Origin of the sequence: Micromonospora sp. WMMA1998 (assembly GCF_027497375.1) — a bacterium.
Classification (GTDB): domain Bacteria; phylum Actinomycetota; class Actinomycetes; order Mycobacteriales; family Micromonosporaceae; genus Micromonospora; species Micromonospora sediminicola.
On the sequence record NZ_CP114911.1, the window covers coordinates 3,220,283 to 3,247,144 of the forward strand.

Consider the following 26,862-nt stretch of genomic DNA (forward strand, 5'->3'; position numbering starts at 1 on the left):
CATCCTGGCACCGATCGGGCCAGGGGCGGACGGTTATGACCTGCCTGGGTGGTCAGCCCGTTTGCTCGGCCCGCTCGACCACGTTGGTCAGCAGCATGGCGCGGGTCATCGGGCCGACGCCGCCCGGCATCGGCACCAGCCGGCCGGCCACCTCGACCACCTCCGGGTCGACGTCGCCGGTGTAGCGCCCCTTGCCGTCCTCGCCGATCACCCGGGTGATGCCGACGTCCACCACCGTCGCGCCGGGGGTGACCATGTCGGCGGTGAGCAGCCCCGGCACCCCGGCGGCGACGATCACGATGTCGGCGGCCCGGGTGTGCGCGGCCAGGTCGAGCGTGCCGGTGTGGCAGAGCGTCACGGTGGCGTTCTCGCTGCGCCGGGTCAGCAGCAGGCCCAGCGGGCGGCCGACCGTGTTGCCCCGGCCGACGACGGCGACGTTCGCGCCGCGCAGCGGGACGTCGTGCCGGCGCAGCAGCTCCACGATGCCGCGCGGGGTGCAGGGCAGCGGGGCGTCGTAGCCGAGCACGAGTCGACCGAGGTTGACCGGGTGCAGGCCGTCGGCGTCCTTGTCCGGGTCGATCGACTCCAGCGCCCGCTGGGTGTCCAGGTGGCTCGGGAGCGGGAGCTGGACGATGTAGCCGTGGCAGGCCGGGTCGGCGTTCAGCTCGGCCAGCGCCGCGTCGAGGCGCTCCTGGCCGGCGTCGGCCGGCAGCGTGACGCGGAGCGAGGCGATGCCGACCTCCGCGCAGTCGCGGTGCTTGCCGTTGACGTACGCCTGGGAGCCGGCGTCCTCCCCGACCAGCACGGTGCCGAGCCCGGGGGTGATGCCGCGCTCGGCGAGCGCCTTGACCCGCTCCCGCAACTCGTCCTTGATCTCCGCCGCCGTGGCCTTGCCGTCCAGGATCGTCGCCGTCACGCCGTGATCGTCTCACGTCGGTGGTCGGACCGGACGACGACGGGCGACGATGACGCTCCGCTACGTGCGTTAAGTCACGCAGCGTCACCGGTAGGGCCCGAGAAAAAGGACGGGCGATCCCGGAGCGGGACGGACCGGACGCCCGTGACAGCGCACTCAATCCGGGCCACCCACACCCGAGCCGGCCGCACATCTCCGAAAAGATGCCGCTCAGAGGGCCGGAGCTAGCAGGCGGGAGCCGCAGCGACAAGGCCGGGAGGCACGCATCGTTACCGCTCCGCAACGCACACGTTGTCGAGTCGCCGCCTCGCGACCTACCGTTACGGCTCGTTGCGCAGAGTCACCCAGCGTCGGGACGACAGCGCAGCGTGAGGAGATGAGGAGACTCCATGCGTGTTCGTAGGCTCGCGGCCTGGACCGCTCTCCCGCTCGCGGTGACGCTGGGCCTGGCGGCCTGCGGCTCGGGCGGCGGCAGCGGTGGCGCAGGCGACCCCGATGCGGCCGTGCGGATCGAGATCGCCGAGCCGCAGCACCTGGTGCCGACCAACACCAACGAGACGAGCGGCTCCCAGGTCCTGTCGGCCCTGTTCAGCCCGCTGGTCGACTACGACGAGGCGAACAAGCCGCACGAGGTGGCGGCCGAGTCGGTGACGTCGTCGGACAACAAGGTCTGGACGATCAAGCTGAAGCCCGGCTACACGTTCCACAACGGCGAGAAGGTCACCGCCGACAACTACCTGGACGCGTGGAACTACGGCGCGTACGCCCCGAACGGCCAGAACTCGAGCTACTTCTTCGAGAAGGTCGCCGGCTACGCGGACCTCCAGGGCGAGAAGCCGAAGGCCCAGACGCTGAGCGGCCTGAAGAAGGTCGACGACCTGACCTTCACCGTGACGCTCACCGAGCCGTACGTGGACTTCAAGACCATGCTCGGCTACACCGCCTTCTACCCGCTGCCCAAGGCGGCCTTCTCCGCGCCCGGCGTGCTGGCCGAGGGGTACGAGCAGGCGCCGATCGGCCAGGGCCCGTTCAAGATGAAGGGCACCTGGCAGCACGACGCCAAGGTCGAGGTGGAGAAGTACGACGCCTTCCCGGGCCAGCAGCCCAAGGTCGGCGGCGTCGAGTTCCGGATCTACCAGCAGCCGACCGCCGCGTACGCGGACGTGCTGTCGGACAACCTCGACGTGATCAAGACGATCCCGACCGAGAACCTGTCGACCGCCGCCACCGACCTCGGTGACCGGTTCCAGCAGAGCCCGGCGTCGTCGCTCCAGGTGCTGGCCTTCCCGACGTTCCAGAAGGAGTTCAGCAAGCCCGAGGTGCGCAAGGCCATCTCGATGGCGATCGACCGGGACGAGATCACCAAGTCGATCTTCAAGGACTCGCAGCAGCCGGCCCGCTCGTTCGTCTCCCCGGTGGTCGCCGGCTACCGGGAGAACACCATCGGCGCCACCGGCGCGTTCGACCCGGCCAAGGCCAAGGCCATGTACGAGGCCGCGGGCGGCCCGAAGAAGATCGAGCTGTCCTACAACGGCGACGGCGGCCACAAGGACTGGATCGACGCCACCTGCAACCAGCTGAAGGCCAACCTGGGCGTGGAGTGCGTCGGCAACGCCGAGCCGAAGTTCGCGGACCTGCTGACCAAGCTCAAGCAGAAGCAGTCGGTCGGCCTGTTCCGGATGGGCTGGGTGATGGACTACCCGTCCATGGAGAACTACCTGGGCCCGCTGTACAGCACCAACGGCTCGTCGAACTACTACGGCTACAGCAACCCGGAGTTCGACAAGCTCCTCGCCGAGGGCGCCCGGGCGGCGACCGAGGACGAGGCGATCAAGAAGTACCAGGCGGCGGAGGACCTGCTCGCGCAGGACATGCCGGTGATCCCGCTGCGGTACGGGCAGAACAACTTCGGCCACTCCACCAAGGTCAAGAACGTCCACGTGGACCTCTTCGACCGGGTCGACCTGCTGAAGATCGAGCGCGCCTGACCCACCCCGTCGAGGGCCGGGCCACCCCCACCGGGTGGCCCGGCCCTCGCATTGGCACCTAGTTCGCCCCGTTTCGGCAGACTTGCCAGCATGTTCCGGTTCATCCTGCGGCGGCTGCTCCAGATGGTCCTCGCCTTCTTCGGGACCACGCTGATCGTCTACGCGCTGATGTTCGCCGGGCAGGGTGACCCGATCCAGGCGCTCGCCGGGGAGCGGCCGGTCACCGCGGCCCAGCGGGCCTACCTGACCGAGAAGTACCACCTGGACGCGACCGGCGTCGGCGGCTTCTTCTACCGCTACGTCAACTACCTCGGCGGCCTGGTCCGGGGCGACCTCGGCCAGTCGCTGACCGGGCGGCAGATCAGTGACATCCTCGCCGCCGCCTGGCCGGTCACCGTGAAGCTGGCGCTGATCGCGCTGGCCGTGACCGTGATCTTCGGGGTCACCGCGGGCGTGCTCGCGGCCATCCGGCGCGCCGGTGTCTTCGACCACGCCACGCTGGTGCTGACGCTGCTGGTGCTCGGCATCCCGACCATCGTGCTCGCCCCGCTGGCGCAGTACTTCCTCGGCGTACGCTGGCCGATCTTCCCGCCCACCGCCGGCGCCCAGCCCTCCTTCTGGGCGCTGCTGCTGCCCGGCATCGTGCTCGGCTCGCTCTCGCTGGCCACCGCGCTGCGGCTGACCCGGACCTCGGTCACCGAGAACCTGCGCGCCGACTACGTCCGCACCGCCCGCGCGAAGGGCCTGGTCCGGCGGCGGATCGTCGGCGTGCACGTGCTGCGCAACTCGCTCATCCCGGTGGTCACCTTCCTCGGCGTGGAACTGGGCAACCTGATGAGCGGCGCGATCATCACCGAGGGCGTGTTCAACATTCCCGGCGTCGGCTTCAACCTGTTCCGCGGCATCCGCACCGAGGACGGCCCGCTGGTGGTGGGCATCGTCAGCGTGCTCGTCGTCGTCTACCTGCTGTCCAACCTGGTGGTGGACGTGCTCTACGCCGTACTCGACCCGAGGATCCGCTATGAGTGATTTCGAGACCGTGGCGGCGACGGAGGACCAGTCGGCGCGGCGGGGCGTCTCCGGCGAGCCCGGCACCCCCGACCGTCCCGGCCGGCCGGGACGGTCGCGCAGCCTGGCCGGCGACGCCTGGCGGGACCTGCGCCGCAACCCGGTCTTCTGGATCAGCCTGCTGCTGGTCGTGCTGGTCGCCGCGATGGCCGCCTTCCCCGGGCTGTTCACCGCGAACGACCCGCGCGACTGCGTGCTCTCCCGGCAGCACGCCGGACCGTCCGGCGGGGCCATCTTCGGGTACGACTTCCAGGGCTGCGACACATTCGCCCGGGCGGTCTACGGCACCCGGGCCTCGCTGCTGGTGGGCGCGTTCTCCGCGCTGATCACCGGCGTGATCGCGCTGGTCGTCGGCATGCTCGCCGGCTTCTTCGGCGGGTGGGTCGACGCGGTGCTCTCCCGGGTGATCGACATCGTGCTCGGCATCCCGCTGCTGCTGGCCGCGATCGTGCTGCTCAAGCGGGTGAGCACCAGCGGCGAGACGGTCCGGCTCTTCGCGGTCATCCTCGTGTTGGCGCTGCTCGGCTGGACCACCGCGGCCCGGGTGGTGCGTTCCTCGGTCATCACCGCCCGGGAGCAGGACTACGTGGCCGCCGCCCGGATGCTCGGGGCCGGCAACGGCCGGATCATGTGGCGGCACATCCTGCCGAACGCGCTCGCCCCGGCCATCGTGGTGCTCACCATCGCGCTCGGCTCGTTCATCGCGGCCGAGGCGACGCTGAGCTTCCTCGGCATCGGCCTGAAGGCGCCCACCATCTCCTGGGGCATCGACATCGACGCCGGACGGGTGCACATGCGGGAGTCGTCGACCCCGCTGATCGTGCCGTCGGTCTTCCTCGCGCTGACCGTGCTCGCCTTCATCATGCTCGGCGACGCGGTCCGCGACGCCTTCGACCCGAAGCTCCGGTGACCCTCTCATGACGCAGAACGCGGTCCGGCCCACGCCGGCCTCCCCCACCCCACCCGGCGGGCACCTGCTGGAGGTACGGGACCTGCACGTCGAGTTCCGCACCCGTGAGGGCGTGGCCCGGGTGATCAACGGGGTGACCTATCACCTGGACGCCGGCGAGACACTGGCCGTGCTCGGCGAGTCGGGCTCCGGCAAGTCGGTCACCGCCCAGGCGATCATGGGCATCCTGGACACCCCACCGGCGCACGTACGCGGTGGTCAGATCCTCTACCAGGGGCGGGACCTGCTCACCCGCTCCGAGGAGGAGCGCCGGCAGGTACGCGGCACGGAGATCGCGATGATCTTCCAGGACGCACTGTCGGCGTTGAACCCGGTCTTCCCGGTCGGCTGGCAGATCGGTGAGTCGCTGCGCGAGCGGGCCGGGCTGTCCCGCGCCGACGCGCGCCGACGCGCGGTCGAGCTGATGGACCTGGTCCGCATCCCGGCCGCGGCGAACCGGCTGGGCGACTACCCGCACCAGTTCTCCGGCGGCATGCGGCAACGCGTCATGATCGCCATGGCGCTGGCGCTGGACCCCAAGGTGCTGATCGCCGACGAGCCCACCACCGCGCTCGACGTCACCGTGCAGGCCCAGATCATGGACCTCCTGGCCGACCTGCGGCGCGACCTGGGCATGGCGCTCATCCTGATCACCCACGACCTCGGCGTGGTCGCCGGCGTGGCGGACCGGATCGCGGTCATGTACGCCGGCCGGATCGTCGAGCACGCCGACGTCCGCTCGCTGTACCGGGCGCCGGCCCACCCGTACACGAAGGGGTTGCTGGAGTCGATCCCCCGGCTCGACGTGCGCGGCCGGGCGCTGTCCACGATCCGAGGGCTGCCGCCGAACCTGATGCGGATCCCGTCCGGCTGCCCGTTCCACCCCCGCTGCCCGTACGCGCAGCAGGTCTGTGTCGACGAGGTGCCGCACGACCTCGTGCTCGGCGACGGCCGGACCAGCGCGTGCCACTTCGCGCAGGAGGTCCACGATGACCGCGTCGACTGACTCCACCAAGGTGCGGGGCGAGACCGTGCTCGCCGTCGACGACCTGGTGAAGCACTTCCCGATCACCCAGGGAGTGCTGTTCAAGCGGCAGATCGGCGCGATCCGGGCGGTCGACGGGGTGAGCTTCGAGCTGCGCCGCGGCGAGACGCTCGGGGTGGTCGGCGAGTCCGGCTGCGGCAAGTCGACCCTGGCCCGGCTGCTGATGCGCTTGGAGACGCCGACCTCCGGCCGGGCCACGTTGGAGGGGAAGGACCTGTTCCGGGCGTCCGGGTCGGAGCTGCGTCGGCTGCGCCGGAACATGCAGATGGTGATGCAGGACCCGTACACCTCGCTGAACCCGAGGATGACGGTGGGCGACATCATCGGCGAGCCGTTCGCGATCCACCCGGAGGCCGCCCCGAAGGGCAGCCGGCGGCAGCGGGTCCGGGAGCTGCTGGACGTGGTCGGGCTCAACCCGGAGCACCTGAACCGCTATCCGCACCAGTTCTCCGGCGGTCAGCGGCAGCGCATCGGCATCGCCCGCGCGCTCGCCCTGCGGCCCGAGATCATCGTGTGCGACGAACCGGTGTCGGCCCTGGACGTCTCCATCCAGGCCCAGGTGATCAACCTGCTGGAGCAGCTCCAGGACGAGTTCGGGCTCTCGTACATCTTCATCGCCCACGACCTGTCGGTGGTCCGGCACATCTCCGACCGGGTGGCGGTCATGTACCTGGGCCGGATCGTCGAGATCGGCACCGAGGAGCAGATCTACCAGCGGGCCACCCACCCGTACACCCAGGCGTTGCTCTCGGCGGTGCCGGTGCCCGACCCGGAGGCCCGCGGGGAGCGGAGCATCATCCGGCTCAGCGGGGACGTGCCGAGTCCGGCCGACCCGCCGTCGGGCTGCCGGTTCCGCACGCGGTGCTGGAAGGCGGAGGAGGTCTGCGCCACCCAGGACCCGCAGACGGTGCCCCGGGCCGCGGACCCGCACCCCAGCGCCTGTCACTTCGCCGAGGTACGCCCGGACGTCTGAGGCCCCGTCCCCCGGAGGAAGGAGGGGCGGGGCCACAGCGGGACGTATGTGAGGCGCGCCCGTGGGCGACGGCAGCGCGCGGCGGAACCGCCGGGTCGACGCGACGGGTCTGCGGCGCGACTCAGGCGGTGGGCGGCGCCCGCGCCGCCAGCGCGCCACGCGCCGGCAGCGGCACGGGCGGGGGCCGGCGCCCCGGCGCGAGTCGCGCCGCCACGACCGGGCCGGCGACGCTCGGGGGCGCGGCCGGGAGCGGTTCGTCCGGCCCGTCGCCGTAGGCGGGACCGCCACGCCGGTCACCCCACCACCCGCCGGAGAGCTCCACGCACCACCGTCGCGGGTACGCGGCCGGGCCCGGCCCGGCCCGGCACCCCGAGGCGGGTACGGCGGCGGACGGACCGGCGGCGGACGGACCGGCGGCGGACGGACCGGCGGCGGGCAGGGCGGCGGCGGAGCCGAGCGCGGCCAGGACGAGCGCCAGCGTGACGACGACGGCGGTCAACCGGTCGCGCACACGCATGGCACACCTGCCGGGCTCACGGACAGTGGCGACGGTCGATCGATCGTCGCCGGGCACACGCTAGCAACCGCCCTCGGCGGCCGGCAACGGCACACGGCCGGCGCGGTTCCGGTGTTCCACCACCGGCTTTCCGGCGTGTCGGGGCCGGCGACATCGAAGTGCTCGAAGCGGTATGCCTCAGAGTCATAATTATGCCTCTGAGGCATACCGCTCGGAACTGGTTGCTTCTTCTGCGGAGGTCACGCATGGTGACCGGGCGGAACAGACCTAGTGGAAGAAGTGCCGGGTGCCGGTCAGGTACATGGTCACGCCGGCCTCCTTGCAGGCCGCGATGGTCTCCTCGTCGCGGATCGACCCGCCGGGCTGCACGATCGCCCGGACGCCCGCGTCGATGAGGATCTTCGGCCCGTCGGCGAACGGGAAGAACGCGTCCGAGGCGCAGACCGAGCCCCGCGCCCGCTCGTCGCCGGCCCGGCTGACCGCCAGCCGCGCCGAGTCGACCCGGTTGACCTGGCCCATCCCGACGCCGACGGTGGCGCCGTCGCGGGCCAGCAGGATGGCGTTGCTCTTCACCGCGCGTACCGCCCGCCAGGCGAACGCCAGGTCGCGCAGCGTGGCCTCGTCGGCCGCGTCGCCGGTGGCCAGCGTCCAGTTGGCCGGGTCGTCGCCGGGAGCGTCGACCCCGTCCCGCATCTGCACCAGCACGCCACCGCCGACCTGCCGCCACTCGGCCGGCCGGGGGGCGAACGCGGGGGCCCGCAGCAGCCGGATGTTCTTCTTGGCCCGCAGCAGCTCCAGCGCGCCGTCGTCGTAGCCGGGCGCCACCAGCACCTCGGTGAAGATCTCCGCGACCTGCCCGGCCAGCTCCACGCTCACCGGCCGGTTCACCGCGATCACCCCGCCGAAGGCGGAGACCGGGTCGCAGGCGTGCGCCCTGCGGTGCGCCTCGGCCACGTCCGCGCCGACCGCGATGCCGCACGGGTTGGCGTGCTTGATGATCGCCACCGCGGGCTGGTCGGGGAAGTCGTGCGCGGCCCGCCAGGCGGCGTCCGCGTCCACGTAGTTGTTGTAGGACATCTCCTTGCCGTGCAGCTGCTCGGCCTGGGCCAGGCCGGCCGGCGCGCCCGGGTCGGTGTAGAGGGCCGCCGTCTGGTGCGGGTTCTCGCCGTAGCGCAGCACGGCCTGGCGACGCAGCGCCAGCCCGGCGAACCGCGGCCACCCGTCCTCCGCCGGGGCCACGGTGGAGGCGAACCAGTCGGCCACGGCCACGTCGTAGTCGGCGATGTCGGCGAACGCGCGGGCGGCGAGCGCGCGCCGCTGGGCCAGGGTGAAGCCGCCGTCGGCGAGCGCGGCGAGCACCGCCGGGTACGCGGCCGGGTCGGTCACCACCGCCACCGAGGCGTGGTTCTTCGCGGCGGCCCGGACCATGGCCGGCCCGCCGATGTCGATCTGCTCGACGCACTCGTCGAGGTCGGCGCCGGAGGCGACGGTGGCCTGGAACGGGTAGAGGTTGGAGACCAGCAGGTCGACCCCGGCGATGCCGTGCTCGTCGAGCTGCGCGGCGTGCGCGTCCTTGCGCAGGTCGGCGAGGAGGCCACCGTGGATCTTCGGGTGCAGGGTCTTGACCCGCCCGTCGAGGATCTCCGGGAAGCCGGTGACCTGCTCGACCGGCGTCACCGGCACGCCCGCGCCGGCGATCGTCGACGCGGTGCTGCCGGTCGAGACGATCTCCACGCCCGCCTCGTGCAGGGCCCGGGCCAGCTCGACCAGGCCGGTCTTGTCGTAGACGCTGACCAGCGCACGCCGGATCGGGCGGGCGTCCTGAGTGGTGCTCACGGGATGGTGACCTTTCTGCCGGTGATCGTCCAACCTTCACGGACCAGGCGGCCGACCTGCTCGACGAGCTGGCGGCGCTCGGCGGACTTGATGCGCTCGGTGAGCGTCTCCTCGTCGTCGTCGTCGAGCACCGGAACGGCGACCTGGGCGACGATCGGGCCGGTGTCCATCCCGGCGTCGACGAAGAACAACGTGGCCCCGGTGACCTTCACGCCGTACGCCAGCGCGTCGCGGGGGCCGTGGATGCCGGGGAACGCCGGCAGCAGCGTGTTGTGCGTGTTCAGGTAGCGGTCGCCGAACGCGGTGAGGAACTCCGGCCCGACCAGCTTCAGGAAACCCGCGCTGATGACCAGGTCGGGTCGGTGCTCGGCGACGCGGGCGGTGAGGGCCTTGTCCCAGTCGGCCCGGGTCGGGTGGTCCTTGAGCCGCTCGACGAAGGCCGGCACGCCGGCCGCGGCGGCCCGGTCCAGGCCGGCGATGCCGTCCCGGTCGGCGCCCACGGCCACCACCCGGGCCCCGTATCCGGGGTCGGCGGCGGCGTCCAGCAGCGCCTGGAGGTTGCTGCCGGAACCGGAGACGAGGACGACGAGGCGGGCGACGGACGCGGGCTCGGTCACGCGGACAACCCTATCGGTGCCCTCCGGGCGTCCCGTCCGCGGGCGGGCGCGCCGCTGGTGATCTCCCCGATGGCGGCGACACGATACGCTGCCGTCGCCCGGTGCCGTGCGCACCCGACCTTGGACCCCCAGTTAGAGGAGCACCTCGATGCAGCCCGGATACCCCGGTCAGGACCCGTACGGCCAGCAGCCGAACCAGGACCCGACCGCCCAGCCGCACGACCCGTACGCCCAGCCGCCGCAGGCGCCGCAGTACGGGCAGCAGCCGACCTCGGGTCAGCCCTACGGCCAGCCCACCTCCGGCCAGCCCTACGGGCAGGACCCGTACGCGCAGCAGCAGCAGCCGTACGGCGCCGCGCCGCAGTACCCGGCCGCCGGCTACCCCACCGGCCCGGGCCAGGGGCAGGGGCAGAACAACACCATGGGCCTCATCGGCATGATCGTCGGCATCGCCTCGATCGTGCTCGGCCTGTGCTGCCCGCTGCTGGGTGTGCCGGCCGGCATCGTCGGCATCGTGCTCGGCGTGATGGGTCAGAAGAAGGTCCAGGCGGGCGAGGCCAGCAACCCGGGCCAGGCCAAGGCCGCCCTGATCTGCGGTGGTGTCGGTGTGGTCGTCGGCATCATCAGCGCCATCGCCGGCGCCGCGATCAACATGGGCAACTTCGGTTCCTGACCGGCTCCGTGCAGGGGGCGTCCGGCGACCGCCGGGCGCCCCCTCGCGCGTTCCCGGCCCGCCTCCCGGACGGGTGGGGTCAGCGGGCGGCGGGGGTGGCGCGGGGCGGGGGCGCCGGGCGGGACGGCGGGGCGGCGGGACGGGTCAGGGTGCGGGTGGCGGCGGCGCCGAGCGCCGCGCCCACGGCGATCACCAACGTGGCCACGCCGGCCACCGGCCAGGGCGACGGACCGATCTCGGCGAGCCGACCACCGCCGAGCGGGCCGCCCGAGGCCTCCGCGACCAGCCCCAGCAGCGCGCCGGCGACCGGCCCGGCGAGCACCGCCGGCACCAGCAGCGCCGACCACCCGACCTCGGCCCGCTCCTCGGCCGCCACCCGCAGCAGCCTCCGGGCGAGCAGCCAGCCGGCCGCCATCGCGGCCAGCACGGGCACCGCGAGCAGCCCGGACCCGAGCCCGTCCACCGGCCCGCGCGGCAGGCCGGCGAGCAGTGGTACGGCCGGCAGCGCGCCGACCGACACCTCGCTGGTACGCACGGCGGTGTCCGTGCCGACGGCGAACCCGGGGCCGAGCAGGTAGCTGACCGACCAGGCGGTGGCGTTCGGCGCGTAGGCGAGGCTGACCAGCGTGATGCCGGCCTGACCGGCCACCCCGGTGCGGTAGGCCCCGATCATGTCGGCCGCGTCGCCGCCGCCGGTGGCCACCGCCAGCCCGGCCGCGCCGGCGCCCGCGCCGCACAGCAGCAGCGCCGCGACCAGGCCGGTGCGCAGCCCGTTCCGCACGGCCGGCGGGCAGCGCCGCGCCAGCACCCCCCACACCCCGGTGGTGCGCAGTGCGCCGACCAGGGCGGCCGGGGCGGCGAACGCGGCGAACGTGAGCGCGGCGGTGACCGGGGAGACCCGCGGGCCGCCCGCGCCGACGGCGATCGCCGCGATCGCGCCGAGCAGCGCGTATCCGATGGCGACGGCGACCGCGACGGTGAGCGCCTGCCGGGGCGAGCCGCCGCCGCGGGCCCCGACGGCGCGGCTGACGTGCACCCCGGCGCGGGTGAGCCGCCAGACGACGAGCGCGCCCAGCGCGAGCGGCGCCAGGCCGAGCGGCCCGGCCGCGGTCTGCAGCGGCACCCCGTGCCCGAGCAGCCAGCCGGCGAGGCCGGCGCGGACCGCGCCGCCGAGCGAGCCCGCGTCCTCGCTGAGCTGGGCCAGGCCGAGCACCACGGTGACCGGCAGCCAGGAGGTCACCGCGGCCCAGAGCGCGGCCACCCCGGCGGCGACGGGCAGCGGCGCCCGGCTGCGGGACGGCTCGCCCGCCCGGGGCGCGGGCACCCGCACGGCGGGGCGGGCACGGCCGGGCGGCCGGGCACCGGCGCCGGGACCGGCGGCCGAGCGGCGGGGCTGGTCAGGGGTGACACGTGACATCGCGTCTACTCTGGCACGCCGCACGAAGGACGGCAGTCCGATACCGCGGCGAGTTCGCCGAACCCCCGGATCGGCGGTGGTGATCCGTCTAGCCTCGGCTTCAGACGCGACCTTTCCTGTCGCGGCACCGACCGCTCGGAGGAAGCCGTGAACGCTCCCTTTCCGCCGCCACCGCCGCCACCGGCCGCCGGCCGGGACCGGACCACGCTCTGGGGCGTTCTCGGCATCGTGCTCGGCCTGCTCTGCTGCGGCATCCTGGGCATCGTCTTCGGTTGGTTGTCCATCCGCGACGCGCGGCGCAACGGCAAGTCACCGGTGCTCGGCTGGCTGGCCATCGCGTTCGGCGTCGTCAACATCGTGGCCAGCGCCATCGTGCGGGCCCGGGGCAGCTACTACTACCCGTACTGGTACCGCTGAGCGTGCGGGGGCCGACCGGACCCGGTCGACCCCCGCGGCACGTCGTGCGACCGCTCAGCGGCCCGACATGATCTCCCGCATGAGCTCGGCGGTCTCGGTCGGGGTCTTGCCGACCTTGACGCCGACCGCCTCCAACGCCGCCTTCTTCGCGTCGGCGGTGCCGGCCGAGCCGGAGATGATCGCGCCGGCGTGACCCATGGTCTTGCCGGGCGGGGCGGTGAAGCCGGCGATGTAGCCGACCACCGGCTTGGTGACGTTGGCCTTGATGAACTCGGCCGCGCGCTCCTCGGCGTCGCCGCCGATCTCACCGATCATGACGATGGCGTCGGTCTCCGGGTCCGCCTCGAAGGCGGCCAGCGCGTCGATGTGGGTGGTGCCGATGATCGGGTCACCACCGATGCCGACGCAGGTGGAGAAGCCGATGTCGCGCAGCTCGTACATCATCTGGTAGGTCAGCGTGCCGCTCTTGCTGACCAGGCCGATCCGGCCGGAGCCGGTGATGTCGGCCGGGATGATGCCGGCGTTGGACGCGCCCGGCGAGGCGATGCCCGGGCAGTTCGGGCCGATGATCCGGGTCCGCTCGCCCTGGGCGACGTTGTACGCCCAGAACGCGGCGGTGTCGTGCACCGGCACGCCCTCGGTGATCACCACGGCCAGGTCGATGCCGGCGTCGATCGCCTCGACCACGGCGGCCTTGGTGAACTGCGGCGGCACGAAGATGACCGTGACGTCGGCCCCGGTCTCCTTCATCGCGTCCGCGACGGAGGCGAAGACGGGCAGCTCGGTGCCGTCGAAGTCGACGGTGGTGCCGGCCTTGCGCGGGTTGACGCCGCCGACGACGGTGGTGCCGGCGGCGAGCATCCGCCGGGTGTGCTTGGAACCCTCGGAACCGGTCATCCCCTGCACGATGACCTTGGAGTCCTTGGTCAGCCAGATAGCCATTGTCTAGACCCCCGCAGCTGCCAGCTCGGCGGCCCGCTCGGCCGCGCCGTCCATGGTGTCGACCCGCTGGATGAGCGGGTTGGCCGCGCCGTCGAGGATGGCCCGACCGGCCTCGGCGTTGTTGCCGTCGAGGCGGACCACGAGCGGCTTGGTGGCCTTCTCGCCGCGCTGCTCGAGCAGCGCCAGCGCCTGCACGATGCCGTTGGCGACCGCGTCGCACGCGGTGATGCCGCCGAAGACGTTGACGAAGACGCTCTTCACCGACGGGTCGGAGAGGACGATCTCCAGGCCGTTCGCCATCACCTCGGCGCTCGCGCCGCCGCCGATGTCGAGGAAGTTGGCCGGCTTGACGCCGCCGTGCCGCTCCCCGGCGTACGCGACCACGTCGAGCGTGGACATGACCAGGCCCGCGCCGTTGCCGATGATGCCGACCTCGCCGTCGAGCTTGACGTAGTTGAGGTCCTTGGCCTTGGCGGCCTGCTCCAGCGGGTCCACCGACGCCTGGTCGACCAGGGCCTCGTGGTCCGGGTGCCGGAACCCGGCGTTCTCGTCCAGAGTGACCTTGGCGTCCAGGAGCAGCAGCTTGCCGTCCTTGGTGGTGGCCAGCGGGTTCACCTCGACCAGCGTGGCGTCCTCGGCGACGAACGCCTGCCACAGCTTGACCGCGACGTCGGCGATCTGGTCGGCGACCTCGGCCGGGAAGCCGGCCGCGGTGACGATCTCGCGCGCCTTGGCCTCGTCCACGCCGGTGTTCGCGTCGATCGGCGCCTTGACGACCTTCTCGGGGGTCTCGGCGGCGACCGCCTCGATGTCCATGCCGCCGGCGACGCTGGCGATGCAGAGGAAGGTGCGGTTCGCCCGGTCGAGCAGGTATGAGAAGTAGTACTCCTCGGCCACGTCCGCGGTCACGGTGATCATGACCTTGTGGACGGTGTGACCCTTGATGTCCATGCCGAGGATGTCGGTGGCCCGGGCCACCGTCTCCTCCGCGCCCTCGGCCAGCTTCACGCCGCCGGCCTTGCCGCGGCCGCCGACCTTCACCTGCGCCTTGACGACCACCCGACCGCCGAGGCGTTCGGCGATCGCGCGGGCCTCCTCCGGGGTAGTGGCGACGCCGCCGGCGAGCACGGGCAAGCCGTGCCGCTCGAACAGGTCCCGCCCCTGGTACTCGTACAGGTCCACGATTGCGCGTCCCGTCCCGTCTCCGCGGCGCGCCGTCGCGCCGCCACCAGCGTTGGAAAATCAGTTTGACGCCTGTCATCAGAAGAGACAGGCCATTTGCCGCAGCCTAACGAGATGGGAACCGGCGGCAACCGAGCGGGTGCGTGGTGTGCGGTAATGCACAGCCGCCGTCGCCGGGGCGGGGGGCCGGGCGCCGCCGGAGCGCGCGGCGTCAGCCGTCCGGGGGATGTCCGGAGCCGGGCGTAACCCCCCGTCGGGGGCGTCGTTGAGTCTGATGTCGGAGCGCTGGTCAAGCGCGACGGCGGGAGCGGCCGATGCCCTGTCGGTCGAGGGGTGGCGGCGGGGCATCGTGCATAGAGGGGCCGGGCGTGTGAGGGGTGCGTCCGGCCCCTCCCCCTGCCCGGGTTCGGAACCGGGCCGGCGGAGACCGGCCGGTCAGCCGACCGGCTGGGCGACGTTCTCCCGCACCCAGTCGACGATCGACCCGGTGGTCGCGCCCGGGGTGAAGATCTTCGCGACGCCGAGCCGCTCCAGCTCCGGGATGTCGGCCTCGGGGATGATGCCACCACCGAAGACCACGATGTCCGCCGCCTCGCGCTCGGCGAGCAGTTCGAGGACCCGCTTGAACAGGGTCATGTGCGCGCCGGAGAGCACGGACAGACCGACCGCGTCCGCGTCCTCCTGGATGGCCGTCTCGACGATCTGCTCGGGCGTCTGGTGCAGGCCGGTGTAGATGACCTCCATGCCCGCGTCGCGCAGGGCACGGGCGACGACCTTCGCGCCCCGGTCGTGGCCGTCCAGGCCGGGCTTCGCGACGACGACCCGGATTCGAGAGCTCATCTGCGCACACCTTTCACCGGCACCGGCACTGCTGACCTGAACGAACGGTAACCCGGCCGGGCGCGGGGCGGGAAGCCGGGCCGCGCACTACCGCCCGACCTCGTACGCCGGAAGTCGGACACCTCCGCCGATCGGTCACTGTCCGCGACGAACGGACGGTTGGCGGGCCATCCAACCAGCGGCACGAGATATGACAAGCTCGGATGGAATTGGACATAACGAAACGCCAGTTCGGCGCTTCGGCTTGTGACAGGAGTGGCGGTTGGCTAACGTGTCCACGGTTGTCATCAGGTCCACGGACGGGTGACGACGCGACACCGGAGGTTCGGCGGAGCTTCACCGAACGGTCCGGAGTCGCATCGGATCCCCGACAACGGAGGGTGTGCGTGCGCCAGCGCCTGTCGTCTGAGCCCGATCGATATCGCGGCCGTCGCCGCGTACCCACCCCCCCGCGGAGCCGCTACGCGGCGGTCGTCACCACCGCCTTCGTCGGCGCCGGCATCGTCGCCCTCGGCGCGAACGCCCTCCCCGACGCCAAGAGCGTCAGCCCCTCGGTCCTCGACGAGCTCCGGCAGGCCTCGGTCGCCAGCCAGGACGCCGCGGCCCGGGCCGACAGCGCCGACCGCGCCACCCGTGACGACCGGTCGACCGACGCCGCCGCGAGCGAGCAGGACCCCTGGCTCCTCCCCCTGCACGGCTACGACTTCAAGTCGCCCTACGGCGTGCGCTGGGGCAAGCTGCACACCGGCATCGACCTGGTCGCGCCCGAGGGCACGCCCTACAAGGCCATCCACTCCGGCACGGTCACCAAGGCCGGCTGGTTCGGCGGCTACGGCTACGCGGTGATCGTCAAGCACTCCGACGGCAGCGAGGCCATCTACGGCCACTCCTCCGCCGTGACCGTCAAGGAGGGCCAGGAGGTCAAGGCCGGCGACCAGCTCGGCCTGGTCGGCAACACCGGTCACTCCTACGGCTCCCACCTGCACCTCGAGGTCCATGTCAACGGCCAGCCGCTGGACCCGGTGCCGTGGCTCCAGGAGCGCGGAGTGGACATCAAGCTCGAAACCGAGGCACTCTACGGCGACGTAGCCGCGTCCTGACCCTCCGCACCGCCCGATGACCGCCCGGATCCCCCGATCCGGGCGGTTTCGTCTGTCGGCAAGTCTGCTGGATCACAGTTCCGGATGTGAGCGGGCGCACACGAGCCGGTGATCGTCTCGTCCGGTGAACCGCCCAACCGGCGCCAACCCGGGCAGGACGCCGGCGCGGACCGGCCCGGCCGGCACACCCGCCGGCCCGGCCGCGGCGCCGCTGACACCAGTATTTCGAGGTCACGTGCCCCTCGACTGGTGAAGGTCCCCGTGCAACACAGCAGTCCCACCCCGAACGGCAACACCCCGGACAACGCCCCCGCCCGGCACCGGCACCCCCGCCGGACACGGCGCACCGCATACCTGGTCACCGGCGCGGTGGCCCTGCTCGGGCTCGGCCTCGGCGGCGTCGTGGTCGCGACCACCGACGAACCGACCCCGGCGCCGGCGGCGGTCGACTTCGACGCGCGGGCACGCGCGGAGGACGCCGCCCGCGCCGACCGCTCGGCCCGGGAGTCGGTCAGTCCCGTCACGCCGTCCGCCACCCCGGCCAGCCCGTCCCCGAGCCCGAGCGCGGCCGTCCCGAAGCCGCGGAAGACGGTGAAGCCGAAGCCGAAGAAGAAGGCCGCGCCGAAGCCCGGCTGGGTCATCCCGATGAAGGGCGCCGAGATCACCTCCTGCTACGGGCAGCGGTGGGGAACCCTGCACGCGGGCATCGACTTCGCCATGCCCGCCGGCACGCCGATCCGGGCCGCCGCCGCGGGCACCGTGGTCAAGGCCGGCGACGTCGGCGACGGTTACGGCAACTCGGTCTTCGTCGACCACCACAACGGCTACCTGACCCACTACGCGCACCAGAGCCGGCTCCTCGTCGACGTCGGCGACAAGGTCCGGGCCGGCCAGGTCATCGGCTACGAGGGCGCGACCGGTGACGCGACCGGACCGCACCTGCACTTCGAGGTGCACCAGGGCGCGATGTGGAACCAGATCGACCCGGCGCCGTTCCTGCGCGCCCGGGGCGTCGACGTGGCCTGCTGACGGCCACGGCACGAGGAGGGGCCCGGCCCGGCGGCACGCCGGACCGGGCCCCGCCCGTCGTTCAGAGCTTGTCGATCGGGGCGTGCCGCAGCACCAGCCACATGGTCTGGTCGCCGAAGTCGATCTGGGCCCGGGCGCCCGGACCGGCACCCTCCACCGCCAGCACCCGACCCAGGCCGTAGCGCTGGTGGTTGACCCGGTCGCCGGCCGAGACCTTGGGCGCCTGCTTCAGCTCGCTCGCGGTGGACAACCGGCTGGCGTCCACGCCCAGACGCTTGGCCAGCTCGGTCGCCTTCGGGGTGCCACCGGCGAAGCCACCGCGGCCCATCCGGTCCGCCCGGCCGCCGACGCCGCCCCCACCGCCGCCCCACGAGGTGTACGAGCCCTCGGTGCGCTCCCACCGGACCAGCTCCGGCGGCAACTCCTCCAGGAACCGCGACGGCGGGTTGTAGGCCGGCGCGCCCCAGGCCGACCGGGTGACCGCCCGGGACAGGTAGAGGCGCTGCCGGGCCCGGGTGATGCCCACGTACGCCAGGCGTCGCTCCTCCTCCAGCTCGCGGGTGTCGCCGAGCGAGCGCAGGTGCGGGAAGACGCCGTCCTCCAGGCCGGTCAGGAAGACCACCGGGAACTCCAGGCCCTTGGCCGTGTGCAGCGTCATGAGCGTGACGACACCTTGGTGGTCCGGGTCGTCGGAGGGGATCTGGTCGGCGTCGGCGACCAACGCCACCTGCTCCAGGAAACCGGCCAGGGTGGCCCGCTCGTCGTCGGCGCCCAGCGCCTCGATCCGCTCGGTGTATTCCCGGGCGACGCTCACCAGCTCCTGGAGGTTGTCCACCCGGCCGGCGTCCTGCGGGTCGAGGCTCTCCTCCAGCTCGGCCAGGTAGCCCGAGCGGGTCAGCAGCGCCTCCAGCACCTCCTCCGGGGTGCCGGTGGCGGCCAGCTCACGCGCCTCGTCGAGCAGCGCGACGAACTCGCCGATGCCGTTGGCCGCCCGGGTGGAGATCCCCGGCGCCGCCTTGGCGCGGCGCAGCGCGGCGCCGAAGGAGATGCGGTCCCGCGACGCCAGCACCTCGACGCAGGCCTCGGCCCGCTCGCCGATGCCCCGGCGCGGGGTGTTGAGGATCCGGCGCAGACTGACCGTGTCGTCGTCGTTGACCACCGCCCGCAGGTAGGCCAGCGCGTCGCGGACCTCCTTGCGCTCGTAGAAGCGCACCCCGCCGACCACCTTGTAGGGCAGGCCGACCCGGATGAAGACCTCTTCGAACACCCGCGACATGGCGTTGGTGCGGTAGAAGACGGCCACGTCGCCGGGGCGGGTGTCGCCGCCGTCGACCAGCCGGTCGATCTCCCGGGCCACCCAGTCCGCCTCGGCGTGCTCGGTGTCGGCGACGTAGCCGACGATCTGCTCGCCGGCGCCGGCGTCGCTCCACAGCCGCTTGGGCTTGCGCGAGGTGTTCCGGTCGATCACCGCGTTGGCCGCGTTGAGGATGGTCTGGGTCGAGCGGTAGTTCTGCTCCAGCAGGATCGTGCGGGCGTCGGTGAAGTCCCGCTCGAACTCCAGGATGTTGCGGATGGTCGCGCCGCGGAACGCGTAGATCGACTGGTCGGCGTCACCGACCACGCACAGCTCGGCCGGCGGGACGCCCTCGGTGCCGGAGACCAGCTCCTTGATCAGCACGTACTGGGCGTGGTTGGTGTCCTGGTATTCGTCCACCAGCACGTGCCGGAACCGGCGCCGGTAGCTCTCCGCCACGTGCGGGTGGGACTGGAGCAGGTGCACCGTCGTCATGATCAGGTCGTCGAAGTCGAGCGCGTGTGCCTCCCGCAGCCGCCGCTGGTAGAGCGTGTAGGCCTCGGCCAGGGCCCGCTCGTTCGGCCCCTTGGCCCGGCCGGCGAACTCCTCGGGGTCGACCAGCTCGTTCTTCAGGTTGGAGACCTGCGCGGCCAGCCCCCGGGCGGGGTAGCGCTTCGGGTCCAGGTCCAGCTCGCGGGCGACCATCTGCATCAGCCGCCGGGAGTCGTCGGCGTCGTAGATCGAGAAGGTGGACTTCAGGCCGGCGTGCTCGTGCTCGGCGCGCAGGATGCGTACGCAGGCCGAGTGGAACGTGGAGACCCACATGAGCCGGGCGCGCGGGCCGACCAGCGCGGCCACCCGCTCCTTCATCTCGCCGGCGGCCTTGTTGGTGAACGTGATCGCGATGATCTCGCCGGGGTGCACGTCCCGGGCGCCGAGCAGGTAGGCGATCCGGTTGGTCAACACCCGGGTCTTGCCGGAGCCGGCGCCGGCCACGATCAGCAGCGGGGAGCCGGCATGGGTCACCGCGTCCCGCTGGGGGCCGTTCAGGCCGTCGAGGAGGGCCTGCGGGTCGGACCGGGCGGCCCCGGAGCGGCGCGGCGGGGTCGGCCGGGACTCCGGCGCGGGCGGGGACGCGGGAATGTCGAAGAGAGGATGCATCGCAGTCCGAGTCTATGCCGTCGGCCGGACACTTCCCCGCCCGCGCGCCCGGGTGCGCGGGCGGCGTCACGTCCCACCTGTTGGCCGGTTTCCTTGCGCGTCCGCCCCGCCGGTCGGCATACTCGACGGCGTGTTCGATCAGCGCTTCTTTTGCTACGGCACCGGGAGTCCGGCAGCCGTGGGTCGCGCCTGATCATTCAGACCTACGAAACGCCCCGGGCTCCCCGAGCCCGGGGCTTTTCCGTCCCGGGATCCGGGTACCGGGTCCGAGCCCCGAGAGGGACGACGATGATGACTGACGTGGTGGAGTCCAGCGGCAGCCTGGCGCGGCACGACCGGCCGGCCGGCGGTGACCCGACCGGCGCCGCGGCGGCCCGGACCGGCACCGACGACTCGGCGGCGGCCGAGCGGATCGGGGAGATCCGGCGACGGATCGACGAGATCGACCGGACGCTCATCGCGCTCTGGCAGGAGCGCGCCGCACTCTCCCAGGAGGTCGGCGCGACCCGGATGGCCTCCGGCGGGACCCGGCTGGTGCTCTCCCGCGAACGCGAGATCCTGGAGCGCTTCCGCGCCGAACTCGGCGCCGACGGCACCCAGCTCGCGCTGCTGCTGCTGCGCGCCGGCCGCGGCCCGCTGTGATCGGCGCCGGATACGACGGACCGCCTGCCCGCGTCGACTGACGCGGGCAGGCGGTCCGGTCGGGATCAGACCGCGCCGTGGGTGCCGACGATCTCCCGCTTCTCCGCGAAGTGGCAGGCGCTCGGGTGGTCCGAGCCCGGCCGGATCTGGAGCAGCGGCACCTCCTGGGCGCAGAGGTCCTGCGCCTTCCAGCACCGGGTGCGGAACCGGCAGCCCGAGGGCGGGCTGACCGGCGACGGGACGTCGCCCTGGAGCCGGATGATCGACTTGCTCTCCCGCAGCGTCGGGTCCGGCACCGGCACCGCGGACAGCAGCGCCTGGGTGTACGGGTGGGTCGGCCGCTCGTAGATCTCGTCCTCGGTGCCGATCTCCACCATCTTGCCCAGGTACATGACGGCGACCCGGTCGGACAGGTGACGCACGACCGAGAGGTCGTGGGCGATGAAGACGTACGAGAGGCCGAACTCGGCCTGGAGCTGCTCCAGCAGGTTCATCACCTGCGCCTGGATGGACACGTCCAGGGCCGACACCGGCTCGTCGCAGACGATCACCTCGGGCCGCAGCGCCAGCGCCCGGGCGATGCCGATGCGCTGCCGCTGACCGCCGGAGAACTGGTGCGGGTACCGGTTGATGTGCTCCGGGTTGAGGCCGACCAGGTCGAGCAGTTCCTTGACCTTGCCGCGCCGGCTGCCCTTCGGAGCCACCTCGGAGTGGATCTCGAACGGCTCGCCGATCAGGTCACCCACCGTCATGCGGGGGTTCAGCGAGGTGTACGGGTCCTGCATCACCAGCTGGATCTGCCGGCGCAGCCGCCGCAGCGCGCCACCGGAGAGCTTGGAGATGTCCTGCCCCTTGTAGAGCACCTGACCGGCGGTCGGCTTCTCCAGGTTCATCAGCACCCGGGCGAGCGTCGACTTGCCGCAGCCGGACTCGCCGACCACGCCCAGCGTCTCGCCGGCCTTGAGGTCGAAGGAGACGCCGTCGACCGCCTTGACGTGCCCGATGGTCTTCTTGAACACGACGCCCCGGGTCACGGGGTAGTGCTTGACCAGGTCACGGACCTCGATGATGTTCTCAGTCACGGTTCACGAGCTCCTCGGCGAAGTGGCAGGCGCTGGCCCGGCCGTTGCCCAGCTGCAGCAGCGGCGGCACCTTCTCCCGGCACACCGGCTGCGCCATCGGGCAGCGCGGGTTGAAGGCGCAACCCGACGGGATGTTCATCAGGTTCGGCGGGAGCCCCTTGATGGTCCGGAGCTCCTGTCCCTTCTCGTCCATTCGCGGGATCGAGTTGAGCAGGCCGAGCGTGTACGGGTGGGCGGGCTTGCCGTACAGGTCGTAGACGTCGGCTTCCTCGACGATCCGGCCGGCGTACATGACCGCGATCCGGTCCGCGACGTCGGCGACCACGCCGAGGTCGTGGGTGATCAGGATCATGCCCATCTGCCGTTCCCGCTGGAGCTCGCCGAGCAGGTCCATGATCTGGGCCTGCACGGTCACGTCCAGCGCGGTGGTCGGCTCGTCCGCGATCAGCACCTCCGGGTCGAGCGCCAGCGACATGGCGATCATCGCCCGCTGCCGCATACCGCCGGAGAACTGGTGCGGGTAGTTGCTGAACCGACCCTTGGCGTTCGGGATCTTCACCTGGTCGAGCATCTCGATCGCGCGCTTCTTGGCGTCCGAGCGGCTCATGCCACGCCGAACGCGGAACTGCTCCGCGATCTGGAAGCCGACGGTGAAAACCGGGTTGAGGGCCGAGAGCGAGTCCTGGAAGATCATGGCGATGCCCTCGCCACGGATCCGACGCCGCTGCTCGGCGGACATCTTGAGCATGTCCTTGCCGTGGAAGCGCACCTGGCCGCCGGTGACGAACCCGGGCGGGGTGTCCAGGATGCCCATGACGGTCTGCGCGGTGACGCTCTTGCCGGAGCCGGACTCGCCGAGCACGGCGAGGGTCTCCCCCGCGTCGACGTGGTACGTCACCCCGTTGATGACCTTGGCGACGCCGTCCCTGGTGCGGAACTCCACCCGCAGGTCGTCGACCTCGAGCAGGCGGCCCGAGGGGCGGCCGGATCCGTCGGCGCCCGGAGCGGACTGCTCGGACACGAGAATGTCGGACAACTCAGTTCCCCTATCGGAGCTTCGGGTCGAGGGCCTCGCGGACCGCCTCGCCGAGCATCACGAAGCTCAGCACGGCCGCGACGAGGAACGCGGCAGGGAAGAAGAGCAGGTACGGCGCGACACGGATGTAGTTCTGCGCCTCACTGATCATGATGCCCCACGACACGACCGGACTCTTCAGGCCGACGCCCAGGAAGGACAGCGTCGCCTCCGCGCCGATGAACGACCCGACCATGATGGTGCCGTAGACCAGCAGCGGGGCCAGACAGTTCGGCAGCAGGTGCTTCAGCACGATCCGGCCGGTGCCCGCGCCCAGGGCGCGGGCCGCCACGATGTAGTCGGCCTCGCGGGTGGCGAGGACCGAGGAGCGCATGAGCCGCATGACCACCGGCCAGCTCAGCACCGTCAGCGACATGATCACCAGGAACATGATCTGGGCCTTGCTGTTGCTGCTGCCCGAGCCGTTGAAGGTGGTCAGGATGACGATCGCGCCCAGCACGAACGGCAGGCCGAAGAAGACGTCCGCGATCCGGGAGAGCAGCGAGTCCACCCAGCCGCCGCGGTAGCCGGACATCATGCCCATGGCGCCGCCGATGAGCATCGTGCCGAGCACCGACAACAGCGCCACGACGATGGACGCGCGGGCGCCGTAGATGGTGCGCGCGTAGACGTCGCGGCCCTGCACGTCGTAGCCGAACCAGGCGTCCGACGACGGCTTGCCGAGGCTGCGGGCCAGGTCGCCGTTGACGGCGTCGCCCGAGCTGAACAGCGACGGGAAGGCGGCCATCACGATGAACATCAGGATGAACGCCGCCGAGATCCAGAAGAGCGGCTTGCGACGCAGGTCGCGCCAGGCGTCGCCGAGCAGGCCGCGCGGCTTCTCCTTGCGGGCGCCCTCGGGCTGCCCGGCGTCGGGCGACGCCGCGAGCTCGCGCGGCTCCTCGGGCCGGGGGGTGCTGACGATCGATGCGGTGGAGGGGTCACTCATAACGGATCCTCGGGTCCAGGGCTGCGTACAGCAGGTCCACCAGCAGGTTCATCAGCAGGTAGACAAGCACCAGCACGATCACGATGGAGACAACGGTAGCGCTCTCCTTGGTGACGATCGAACGGAAGACCTGTCGGCCGATGCCGTTGATCTGGAAGATGCCCTCGGTGACGATCGCGCCACCCATCAGGGCGCCCAGGTCCGTGCCGAGCAGCGTGACCACCGGGATCAGCGAGTTGCGCAGCAGGTGCACCCCGACCACCCGGCGCATCGGCAGGCCCTTGGCGATCGCGGTGCGCACGTAGTCGGAGCGCCGGTTCTCGGCGATGCTGGTGCGCGCGACCCGGGCGATGTACGCCGTCGAGGCGCTTCCCAGCACGAAGCCCGGAATGATCAGTTCCGTGAGGCGCATCTCGCTGGAGACCGTCGGCGTCACGATGCCCCACTTCACGCCGAACAGCCACTGCAGCACGAAGCCGACCACGAAGACCGGCAGCGCGATCAGGAACAGCGTGGAGACGAGCACCAGGTTGTCCAGGAAGCCGTTGCGCCGCAGGCCGGTCAGCACACCGGCGGTGAGGCCGATGAGCGCCTCGATCGCCAGCGCCACGACGGCCAGCTTCATGGTGTTCGGGTAGGACGTCAGGATGATGTCGTTGATCGACCGACCGCTGAACGTCTCGCCGAAGTCGCCCTGCAGCAGGTTCTGCATGTACGTGAAGTACTGGACGAAGATGTTCTGATCCAGGTGGTACTTGTCGGTCATGAAGTCGATGTACTGCTGCGGGCAGCGCCGCTCACCGCACTTGCCGGCGAACGGGTCGCCGGGCACCGACCAGACGAGCCAGTAGATCAGGAACGTCGTGCCGATGAAGACCGGCACGAGTTGGAGTAGCCGTCTCACCAGATAACGGCCCATGGGGTGGCCTCCAGGAACAGGGGGCGTCGGACGACGGTACGCCGACACGGGATGGCGGTCAGGTGCGAGGGTGGGCGTGGTGACACCCAGTCGCGGAACGGCCCCCGGGCCGGGCTCACCGGGTTCGGCGAGCCCGACCCAGGGGTCAGACCGATCGGATCAGAGCTCGACCGAGCTCAGGTCCAGCTCGCCCACGTTGGTGAGCTCGAGCTTCTTGATCTTCTCCGAGTGGCCGGCCTGCTGGCCGTAGAAGTAGATCGGGATGGACGGGACGTCCTCGTCGACCAGCTTCAGAACCTCTTCGAACTTCTTGTGCGAGTCCTCCAGGCTGCCAGCGGCGCTGGCCTCCTTGGCGCCGGCGTCGACGGCCGGGTTGCTGTACTTGCCGTCGTTCGAGGAGCCACCGGTGACGAACAGCGGGTTCACCCAGTTCTCGATGTCCGGGTAGTCCTGCTGCCAGGCCGCGCGGTACGGGCCCTTCATCTTGTAGGCGTTGATGTTCTGGCGGAACACCGCGAAGGTGGGGACACCCTCGGCACGCGCGTTGATGTTGAGGTTGGTCTTCACCTGCTGCGCGACGGCCTCCATCCAGTCCTTGTGGCTGGAGTCGGCGTTGTAGTAGAAGACCATCTCACCGGTGAAGCCACCGGCCTTGGCGAGCAGCTCCTTGGCCTGGGCCGGGTCGAACTTGCAGGAGGTGCAGTTGCCCGCCGGGGCGCCCGGGGTCAGCGGGTTGGCCCAGCTGTCGGCCGGCTTGCGGGTGCCGAAGAAGATCTTGTCGCTGATCGCCTGCCGGTCGATCGACAGCGAGACCGCCTTGCGCAGGTCCTTATTCGCGAACCGCTTGTCGTAGATCGGGAAGGCGATGAACGCGGTCGACGGGGTGACGGTGTTCAGCGCCCGGTCACCGAGGTCGGCCTTGTACTTCTCGCCGGCGAGCGCGGAGGTCGGAACCGTCTCCATGAAGTCCAGGTTGCCGGAGATCAGGTCGCTGTAGGCGGCGTTCTCGTCCTGGTACAGCTTGATCCCGACGTCCTTGATCTTCACCTTGTCACGCAGGGTGTAGTCGTCGAAGCGGGTCAGCTTGATCTCGACGTTGTCCTGCCACGACACGAACTTGACCGGACCGTTGCCGATCGGCTTCTTGCCGAAGTCCTCGGCCTTCTGGGTGAAGAAGGCATCCGGCAGCGGCATGAACGCGCTGTAGCCGAGCTTGGTCGGGAAGACCGCGGTCGGGGCGGCGAGGGTGACCTCGAAGGTCCAGTCGTCGACGACCTTCAGGCCGGACATCTTGTCGACCTTGGGCTGCGGGGCCTTCTGCGGGCCGTCGCCGTCCGGGTCGGAGGTGGCCACGTCGCCGTAGCCCTGGATGTCGGAGAAGAAGGAGCCGTTGGCGGCGCCGTTCGGCGAGTAGGCGGCCCAGTTCCAGGCGTCGACGAAGTTCTTCGCCTTCACCGGGGTGCCGTCGTGGAACTTGGTGTTCTGCTTGATCTTGATGTTGAACACCTTCGAGTCCTTGGTCTCGATGGTGTCCGCCAGCGCGTTCTGGGGCGCGCCGCCGTTGTTCGGGTACTCGACGAGACCCGTCCACATCATGTCGATGATCTTGCCGCCACCGGTCTCGGTGGTGTTGGCCGGAACCAGAGGGTTCTCCGGCTGAACGCCGTGGATCGTGATGGCGCCGTCCTTGCTGGCGCCGGCGTCACCACCGTCGTTGTTCCCGCTGGAGCAGCCGGACGCGACGAGCGCGAATGCCGCGCCAACCGCGAGGGCGCCGCTCGCCCGCTTCGAGACTCTCATTCCGAGGGGCCTCCTCTTTCTAACCTGGTTCCGTCGTGGGTTTCACGCACGTTGGGGGGGGTGACACCGCCGACGACCCGAACCACAGACCGCCGGTTTACCGCAGAGGAAATCGGGACACCCCAGGGGTACCGATCGCCGGGCGCCACACCCTTCGACGAGGACACCGAGCAGGGTCGACGACCACGCAGCGGCGCGGAGAGCGCGTCACGTGGTCGGCGGGCCCGACGAGGTGCCTCACACCGGGGGGTGAGGTGCTGCCACTGTGACACCCACCGGCCCTTTCCGTGAAGGTGCCGTTATCAAGCCGTTAGTTGCCCGCCACGTTGCCGATACTTGAGAAAAGATCACAAACGTCCCCGATCGCACGGCTCTGAACAGGAAAGACGTGCCCAGAGCTGCCGGGACCACCCCGCACGTCCGGCGCTGTG

At 71.4% G+C, this 26,862-nt stretch carries 24 protein-coding genes; 10 read left to right on the forward strand and 14 right to left on the reverse strand.

Translation table 11 applies throughout. The features are described from left to right. Window positions 1–52: 52 nt before the first annotated feature. On the reverse strand, window positions 53–916 hold the full coding sequence (locus O7600_RS14350) for a bifunctional methylenetetrahydrofolate dehydrogenase/methenyltetrahydrofolate cyclohydrolase (protein WP_281594028.1): 864 nt from the start codon (window positions 914–916) through the stop codon (window positions 53–55). A 389-nt stretch (window positions 917–1,305) separates the two neighbouring features. On the opposite strand from O7600_RS14350, the gene O7600_RS14355 reads away from it, so the two are divergent. The 5 genes from O7600_RS14355 (at window position 1,306) to O7600_RS14375 (ending at window position 6,939) form a co-directional block, all read left to right on the forward strand. Further along, window positions 1,306–2,904, forward strand: coding sequence for an ABC transporter substrate-binding protein (locus tag O7600_RS14355; protein ID WP_281594029.1), 1,599 nt, complete (start codon window positions 1,306–1,308; stop codon window positions 2,902–2,904). 90 nt (window positions 2,905–2,994) lie between these two features. After that, on the forward strand, window positions 2,995–3,933 hold the full coding sequence (locus O7600_RS14360; protein ID WP_091570490.1) for an ABC transporter permease: 939 nt from the start codon (window positions 2,995–2,997) through the stop codon (window positions 3,931–3,933). Further along, entirely contained in the window at window positions 3,926–4,882 is a 957-nt protein-coding gene (locus O7600_RS14365; RefSeq protein ID WP_281594030.1) for an ABC transporter permease, read from the forward strand. Before O7600_RS14360 ends, O7600_RS14365 begins: the two co-directional genes overlap by 8 nt. A gap of 7 nt (window positions 4,883–4,889) precedes the next feature. Next, window positions 4,890–5,927, forward strand: coding sequence for an ABC transporter ATP-binding protein (locus O7600_RS14370; RefSeq protein ID WP_281594031.1), 1,038 nt, complete (start codon window positions 4,890–4,892; stop codon window positions 5,925–5,927). Further along, a complete protein-coding gene (locus tag O7600_RS14375) occupies window positions 5,911–6,939 on the forward strand; it encodes a dipeptide ABC transporter ATP-binding protein (protein WP_281594032.1) in 1,029 nt (342 codons plus the stop codon). Before O7600_RS14370 ends, O7600_RS14375 begins: the two co-directional genes overlap by 17 nt. Before the next feature lie 121 nt (window positions 6,940–7,060). On the opposite strand, the gene O7600_RS14380 is transcribed toward O7600_RS14375, so the two are convergent. The 3 genes from O7600_RS14380 to purN all read right to left on the reverse strand — a co-directional run bounded on the left by O7600_RS14380 (window position 7,061) and on the right by purN (window position 9,909). Beyond that, entirely contained in the window at window positions 7,061–7,456 is a 396-nt protein-coding gene (locus O7600_RS14380; protein ID WP_281594033.1) for a hypothetical protein, read from the reverse strand. A gap of 267 nt (window positions 7,457–7,723) precedes the next feature. Beyond that, a complete protein-coding gene (purH, locus tag O7600_RS14385) occupies window positions 7,724–9,292 on the reverse strand; it encodes a bifunctional phosphoribosylaminoimidazolecarboxamide formyltransferase/IMP cyclohydrolase (protein ID WP_281594034.1) in 1,569 nt (522 codons plus the stop codon). Continuing rightward, window positions 9,289–9,909: a phosphoribosylglycinamide formyltransferase gene (purN, locus tag O7600_RS14390; RefSeq protein ID WP_281594035.1), complete on the reverse strand. Its 621-nt coding sequence runs from the start codon at window positions 9,907–9,909 to the stop codon at window positions 9,289–9,291. The genes purH and purN overlap by 4 nt, the downstream gene beginning before the upstream one ends. Before the next feature lie 148 nt (window positions 9,910–10,057). Here purN and O7600_RS14395 point away from each other — a divergent pair, with 148 nt between their 5' ends. Then, window positions 10,058–10,582 (forward strand): DUF4190 domain-containing protein, encoded by a 525-nt coding sequence (locus O7600_RS14395; RefSeq protein ID WP_281594036.1) that lies wholly within the window; start codon window positions 10,058–10,060, stop codon window positions 10,580–10,582. A gap of 79 nt (window positions 10,583–10,661) precedes the next feature. On the opposite strand, the gene O7600_RS14400 is transcribed toward O7600_RS14395, so the two are convergent. Continuing rightward, window positions 10,662–11,999 (reverse strand): DUF6350 family protein, encoded by a 1,338-nt coding sequence (locus tag O7600_RS14400; protein ID WP_281594037.1) that lies wholly within the window; start codon window positions 11,997–11,999, stop codon window positions 10,662–10,664. Between the two features lie 147 nt (window positions 12,000–12,146). Between O7600_RS14400 and O7600_RS14405 the strand changes: the two genes are divergently transcribed. Next, on the forward strand, window positions 12,147–12,416 hold the full coding sequence (locus O7600_RS14405) for a DUF4190 domain-containing protein (RefSeq protein ID WP_281587651.1): 270 nt from the start codon (window positions 12,147–12,149) through the stop codon (window positions 12,414–12,416). Between the two features lie 54 nt (window positions 12,417–12,470). Here O7600_RS14405 and sucD read toward each other — a convergent pair whose 3' ends face one another. From sucD to O7600_RS14420, 3 genes are all read right to left on the reverse strand, one after another. Beyond that, on the reverse strand, window positions 12,471–13,358 hold the full coding sequence (sucD, locus tag O7600_RS14410; protein WP_281587653.1) for a succinate--CoA ligase subunit alpha: 888 nt from the start codon (window positions 13,356–13,358) through the stop codon (window positions 12,471–12,473). Window positions 13,359–13,361: 3 nt separating this feature from the next. Then, entirely contained in the window at window positions 13,362–14,540 is a 1,179-nt protein-coding gene (gene sucC, locus O7600_RS14415; RefSeq protein WP_281587655.1) for an ADP-forming succinate--CoA ligase subunit beta, read from the reverse strand. Between the two features lie 435 nt (window positions 14,541–14,975). Beyond that, window positions 14,976–15,380 (reverse strand): cobalamin B12-binding domain-containing protein, encoded by a 405-nt coding sequence (locus tag O7600_RS14420; protein ID WP_091570437.1) that lies wholly within the window; start codon window positions 15,378–15,380, stop codon window positions 14,976–14,978. A gap of 386 nt (window positions 15,381–15,766) precedes the next feature. On the opposite strand from O7600_RS14420, the gene O7600_RS14425 reads away from it, so the two are divergent. Continuing rightward, entirely contained in the window at window positions 15,767–16,480 is a 714-nt protein-coding gene (locus O7600_RS14425) for a M23 family metallopeptidase (RefSeq protein ID WP_091570434.1), read from the forward strand. Window positions 16,481–16,729: 249 nt separating this feature from the next. Then, window positions 16,730–17,509 carry a M23 family metallopeptidase gene (locus tag O7600_RS14430; protein ID WP_281587660.1) on the forward strand — a complete coding sequence of 260 codons (780 nt, stop codon included), beginning with the start codon at window positions 16,730–16,732 and terminating at the stop codon, window positions 17,507–17,509. A 61-nt stretch (window positions 17,510–17,570) separates the two neighbouring features. Here O7600_RS14430 and pcrA read toward each other — a convergent pair whose 3' ends face one another. Beyond that, window positions 17,571–19,964, reverse strand: coding sequence for a DNA helicase PcrA (pcrA, locus tag O7600_RS14435; protein ID WP_281587662.1), 2,394 nt, complete (start codon window positions 19,962–19,964; stop codon window positions 17,571–17,573). Window positions 19,965–20,252: 288 nt separating this feature from the next. Between pcrA and O7600_RS14440 the strand changes: the two genes are divergently transcribed. Beyond that, window positions 20,253–20,606 (forward strand): chorismate mutase, encoded by a 354-nt coding sequence (locus tag O7600_RS14440; RefSeq protein WP_174527731.1) that lies wholly within the window; start codon window positions 20,253–20,255, stop codon window positions 20,604–20,606. 65 nt (window positions 20,607–20,671) lie between these two features. On the opposite strand, the gene O7600_RS14445 is transcribed toward O7600_RS14440, so the two are convergent. The 5 genes from O7600_RS14445 to O7600_RS14465 form a co-directional block, all read right to left on the reverse strand. Beyond that, the gene (locus tag O7600_RS14445) at window positions 20,672–21,688 is read right to left on the reverse strand and encodes a dipeptide ABC transporter ATP-binding protein (protein ID WP_281587673.1); all 1,017 of its coding nucleotides are present in this window, start codon (window positions 21,686–21,688) and stop codon (window positions 20,672–20,674) included. Further along, window positions 21,681–22,709 carry an ABC transporter ATP-binding protein gene (locus O7600_RS14450; RefSeq protein ID WP_281594162.1) on the reverse strand — a complete coding sequence of 343 codons (1,029 nt, stop codon included), beginning with the start codon at window positions 22,707–22,709 and terminating at the stop codon, window positions 21,681–21,683. The genes O7600_RS14445 and O7600_RS14450 overlap by 8 nt, the downstream gene beginning before the upstream one ends. A 25-nt stretch (window positions 22,710–22,734) precedes the next feature. Further along, window positions 22,735–23,712 carry an ABC transporter permease gene (locus O7600_RS14455; protein ID WP_281587675.1) on the reverse strand — a complete coding sequence of 326 codons (978 nt, stop codon included), beginning with the start codon at window positions 23,710–23,712 and terminating at the stop codon, window positions 22,735–22,737. Continuing rightward, entirely contained in the window at window positions 23,705–24,631 is a 927-nt protein-coding gene (locus tag O7600_RS14460; RefSeq protein WP_099163699.1) for an ABC transporter permease, read from the reverse strand. The genes O7600_RS14455 and O7600_RS14460 overlap by 8 nt, the downstream gene beginning before the upstream one ends. A 159-nt stretch (window positions 24,632–24,790) precedes the next feature. Beyond that, window positions 24,791–26,431, reverse strand: a complete 1,641-nt coding sequence (locus O7600_RS14465) for an ABC transporter substrate-binding protein (protein WP_281587681.1) — start codon at window positions 26,429–26,431, stop codon at window positions 24,791–24,793. Window positions 26,432–26,862: the final 431 nt, after the last annotated feature.

Coding starts and splice junctions, on each gene's coding strand:
- O7600_RS14355 (WP_281594029.1), top strand. CDS start 1,306: ATGCGTGTTCGTAGGCTCGCGGCCTGGACCGCTCTCCCGCTCGCGGTG.
- O7600_RS14360 (WP_091570490.1), top strand. CDS start 2,995: ATGTTCCGGTTCATCCTGCGGCGGCTGCTCCAGATGGTCCTCGCCTTC.
- O7600_RS14365 (WP_281594030.1), top strand. CDS start 3,926: ATGAGTGATTTCGAGACCGTGGCGGCGACGGAGGACCAGTCGGCGCGG.
- O7600_RS14370 (WP_281594031.1), top strand. CDS start 4,890: ATGACGCAGAACGCGGTCCGGCCCACGCCGGCCTCCCCCACCCCACCC.
- O7600_RS14375 (WP_281594032.1), top strand. CDS start 5,911: ATGACCGCGTCGACTGACTCCACCAAGGTGCGGGGCGAGACCGTGCTC.
- O7600_RS14380 (WP_281594033.1), bottom strand. CDS start 7,456: ATGCGTGTGCGCGACCGGTTGACCGCCGTCGTCGTCACGCTGGCGCTC.
- O7600_RS14395 (WP_281594036.1), top strand. CDS start 10,058: ATGCAGCCCGGATACCCCGGTCAGGACCCGTACGGCCAGCAGCCGAAC.
- O7600_RS14400 (WP_281594037.1), bottom strand. CDS start 11,999: ATGTCACGTGTCACCCCTGACCAGCCCCGCCGCTCGGCCGCCGGTCCC.
- sucD (WP_281587653.1), bottom strand. CDS start 13,358: ATGGCTATCTGGCTGACCAAGGACTCCAAGGTCATCGTGCAGGGGATG.
- O7600_RS14420 (WP_091570437.1), bottom strand. CDS start 15,380: ATGAGCTCTCGAATCCGGGTCGTCGTCGCGAAGCCCGGCCTGGACGGC.
- pcrA (WP_281587662.1), bottom strand. CDS start 19,964: ATGCATCCTCTCTTCGACATTCCCGCGTCCCCGCCCGCGCCGGAGTCC.
- O7600_RS14440 (WP_174527731.1), top strand. CDS start 20,253: ATGATGACTGACGTGGTGGAGTCCAGCGGCAGCCTGGCGCGGCACGAC.
- O7600_RS14455 (WP_281587675.1), bottom strand. CDS start 23,712: ATGAGTGACCCCTCCACCGCATCGATCGTCAGCACCCCCCGGCCCGAG.
- O7600_RS14460 (WP_099163699.1), bottom strand. CDS start 24,631: ATGGGCCGTTATCTGGTGAGACGGCTACTCCAACTCGTGCCGGTCTTC.
- O7600_RS14465 (WP_281587681.1), bottom strand. CDS start 26,431: ATGAGAGTCTCGAAGCGGGCGAGCGGCGCCCTCGCGGTTGGCGCGGCA.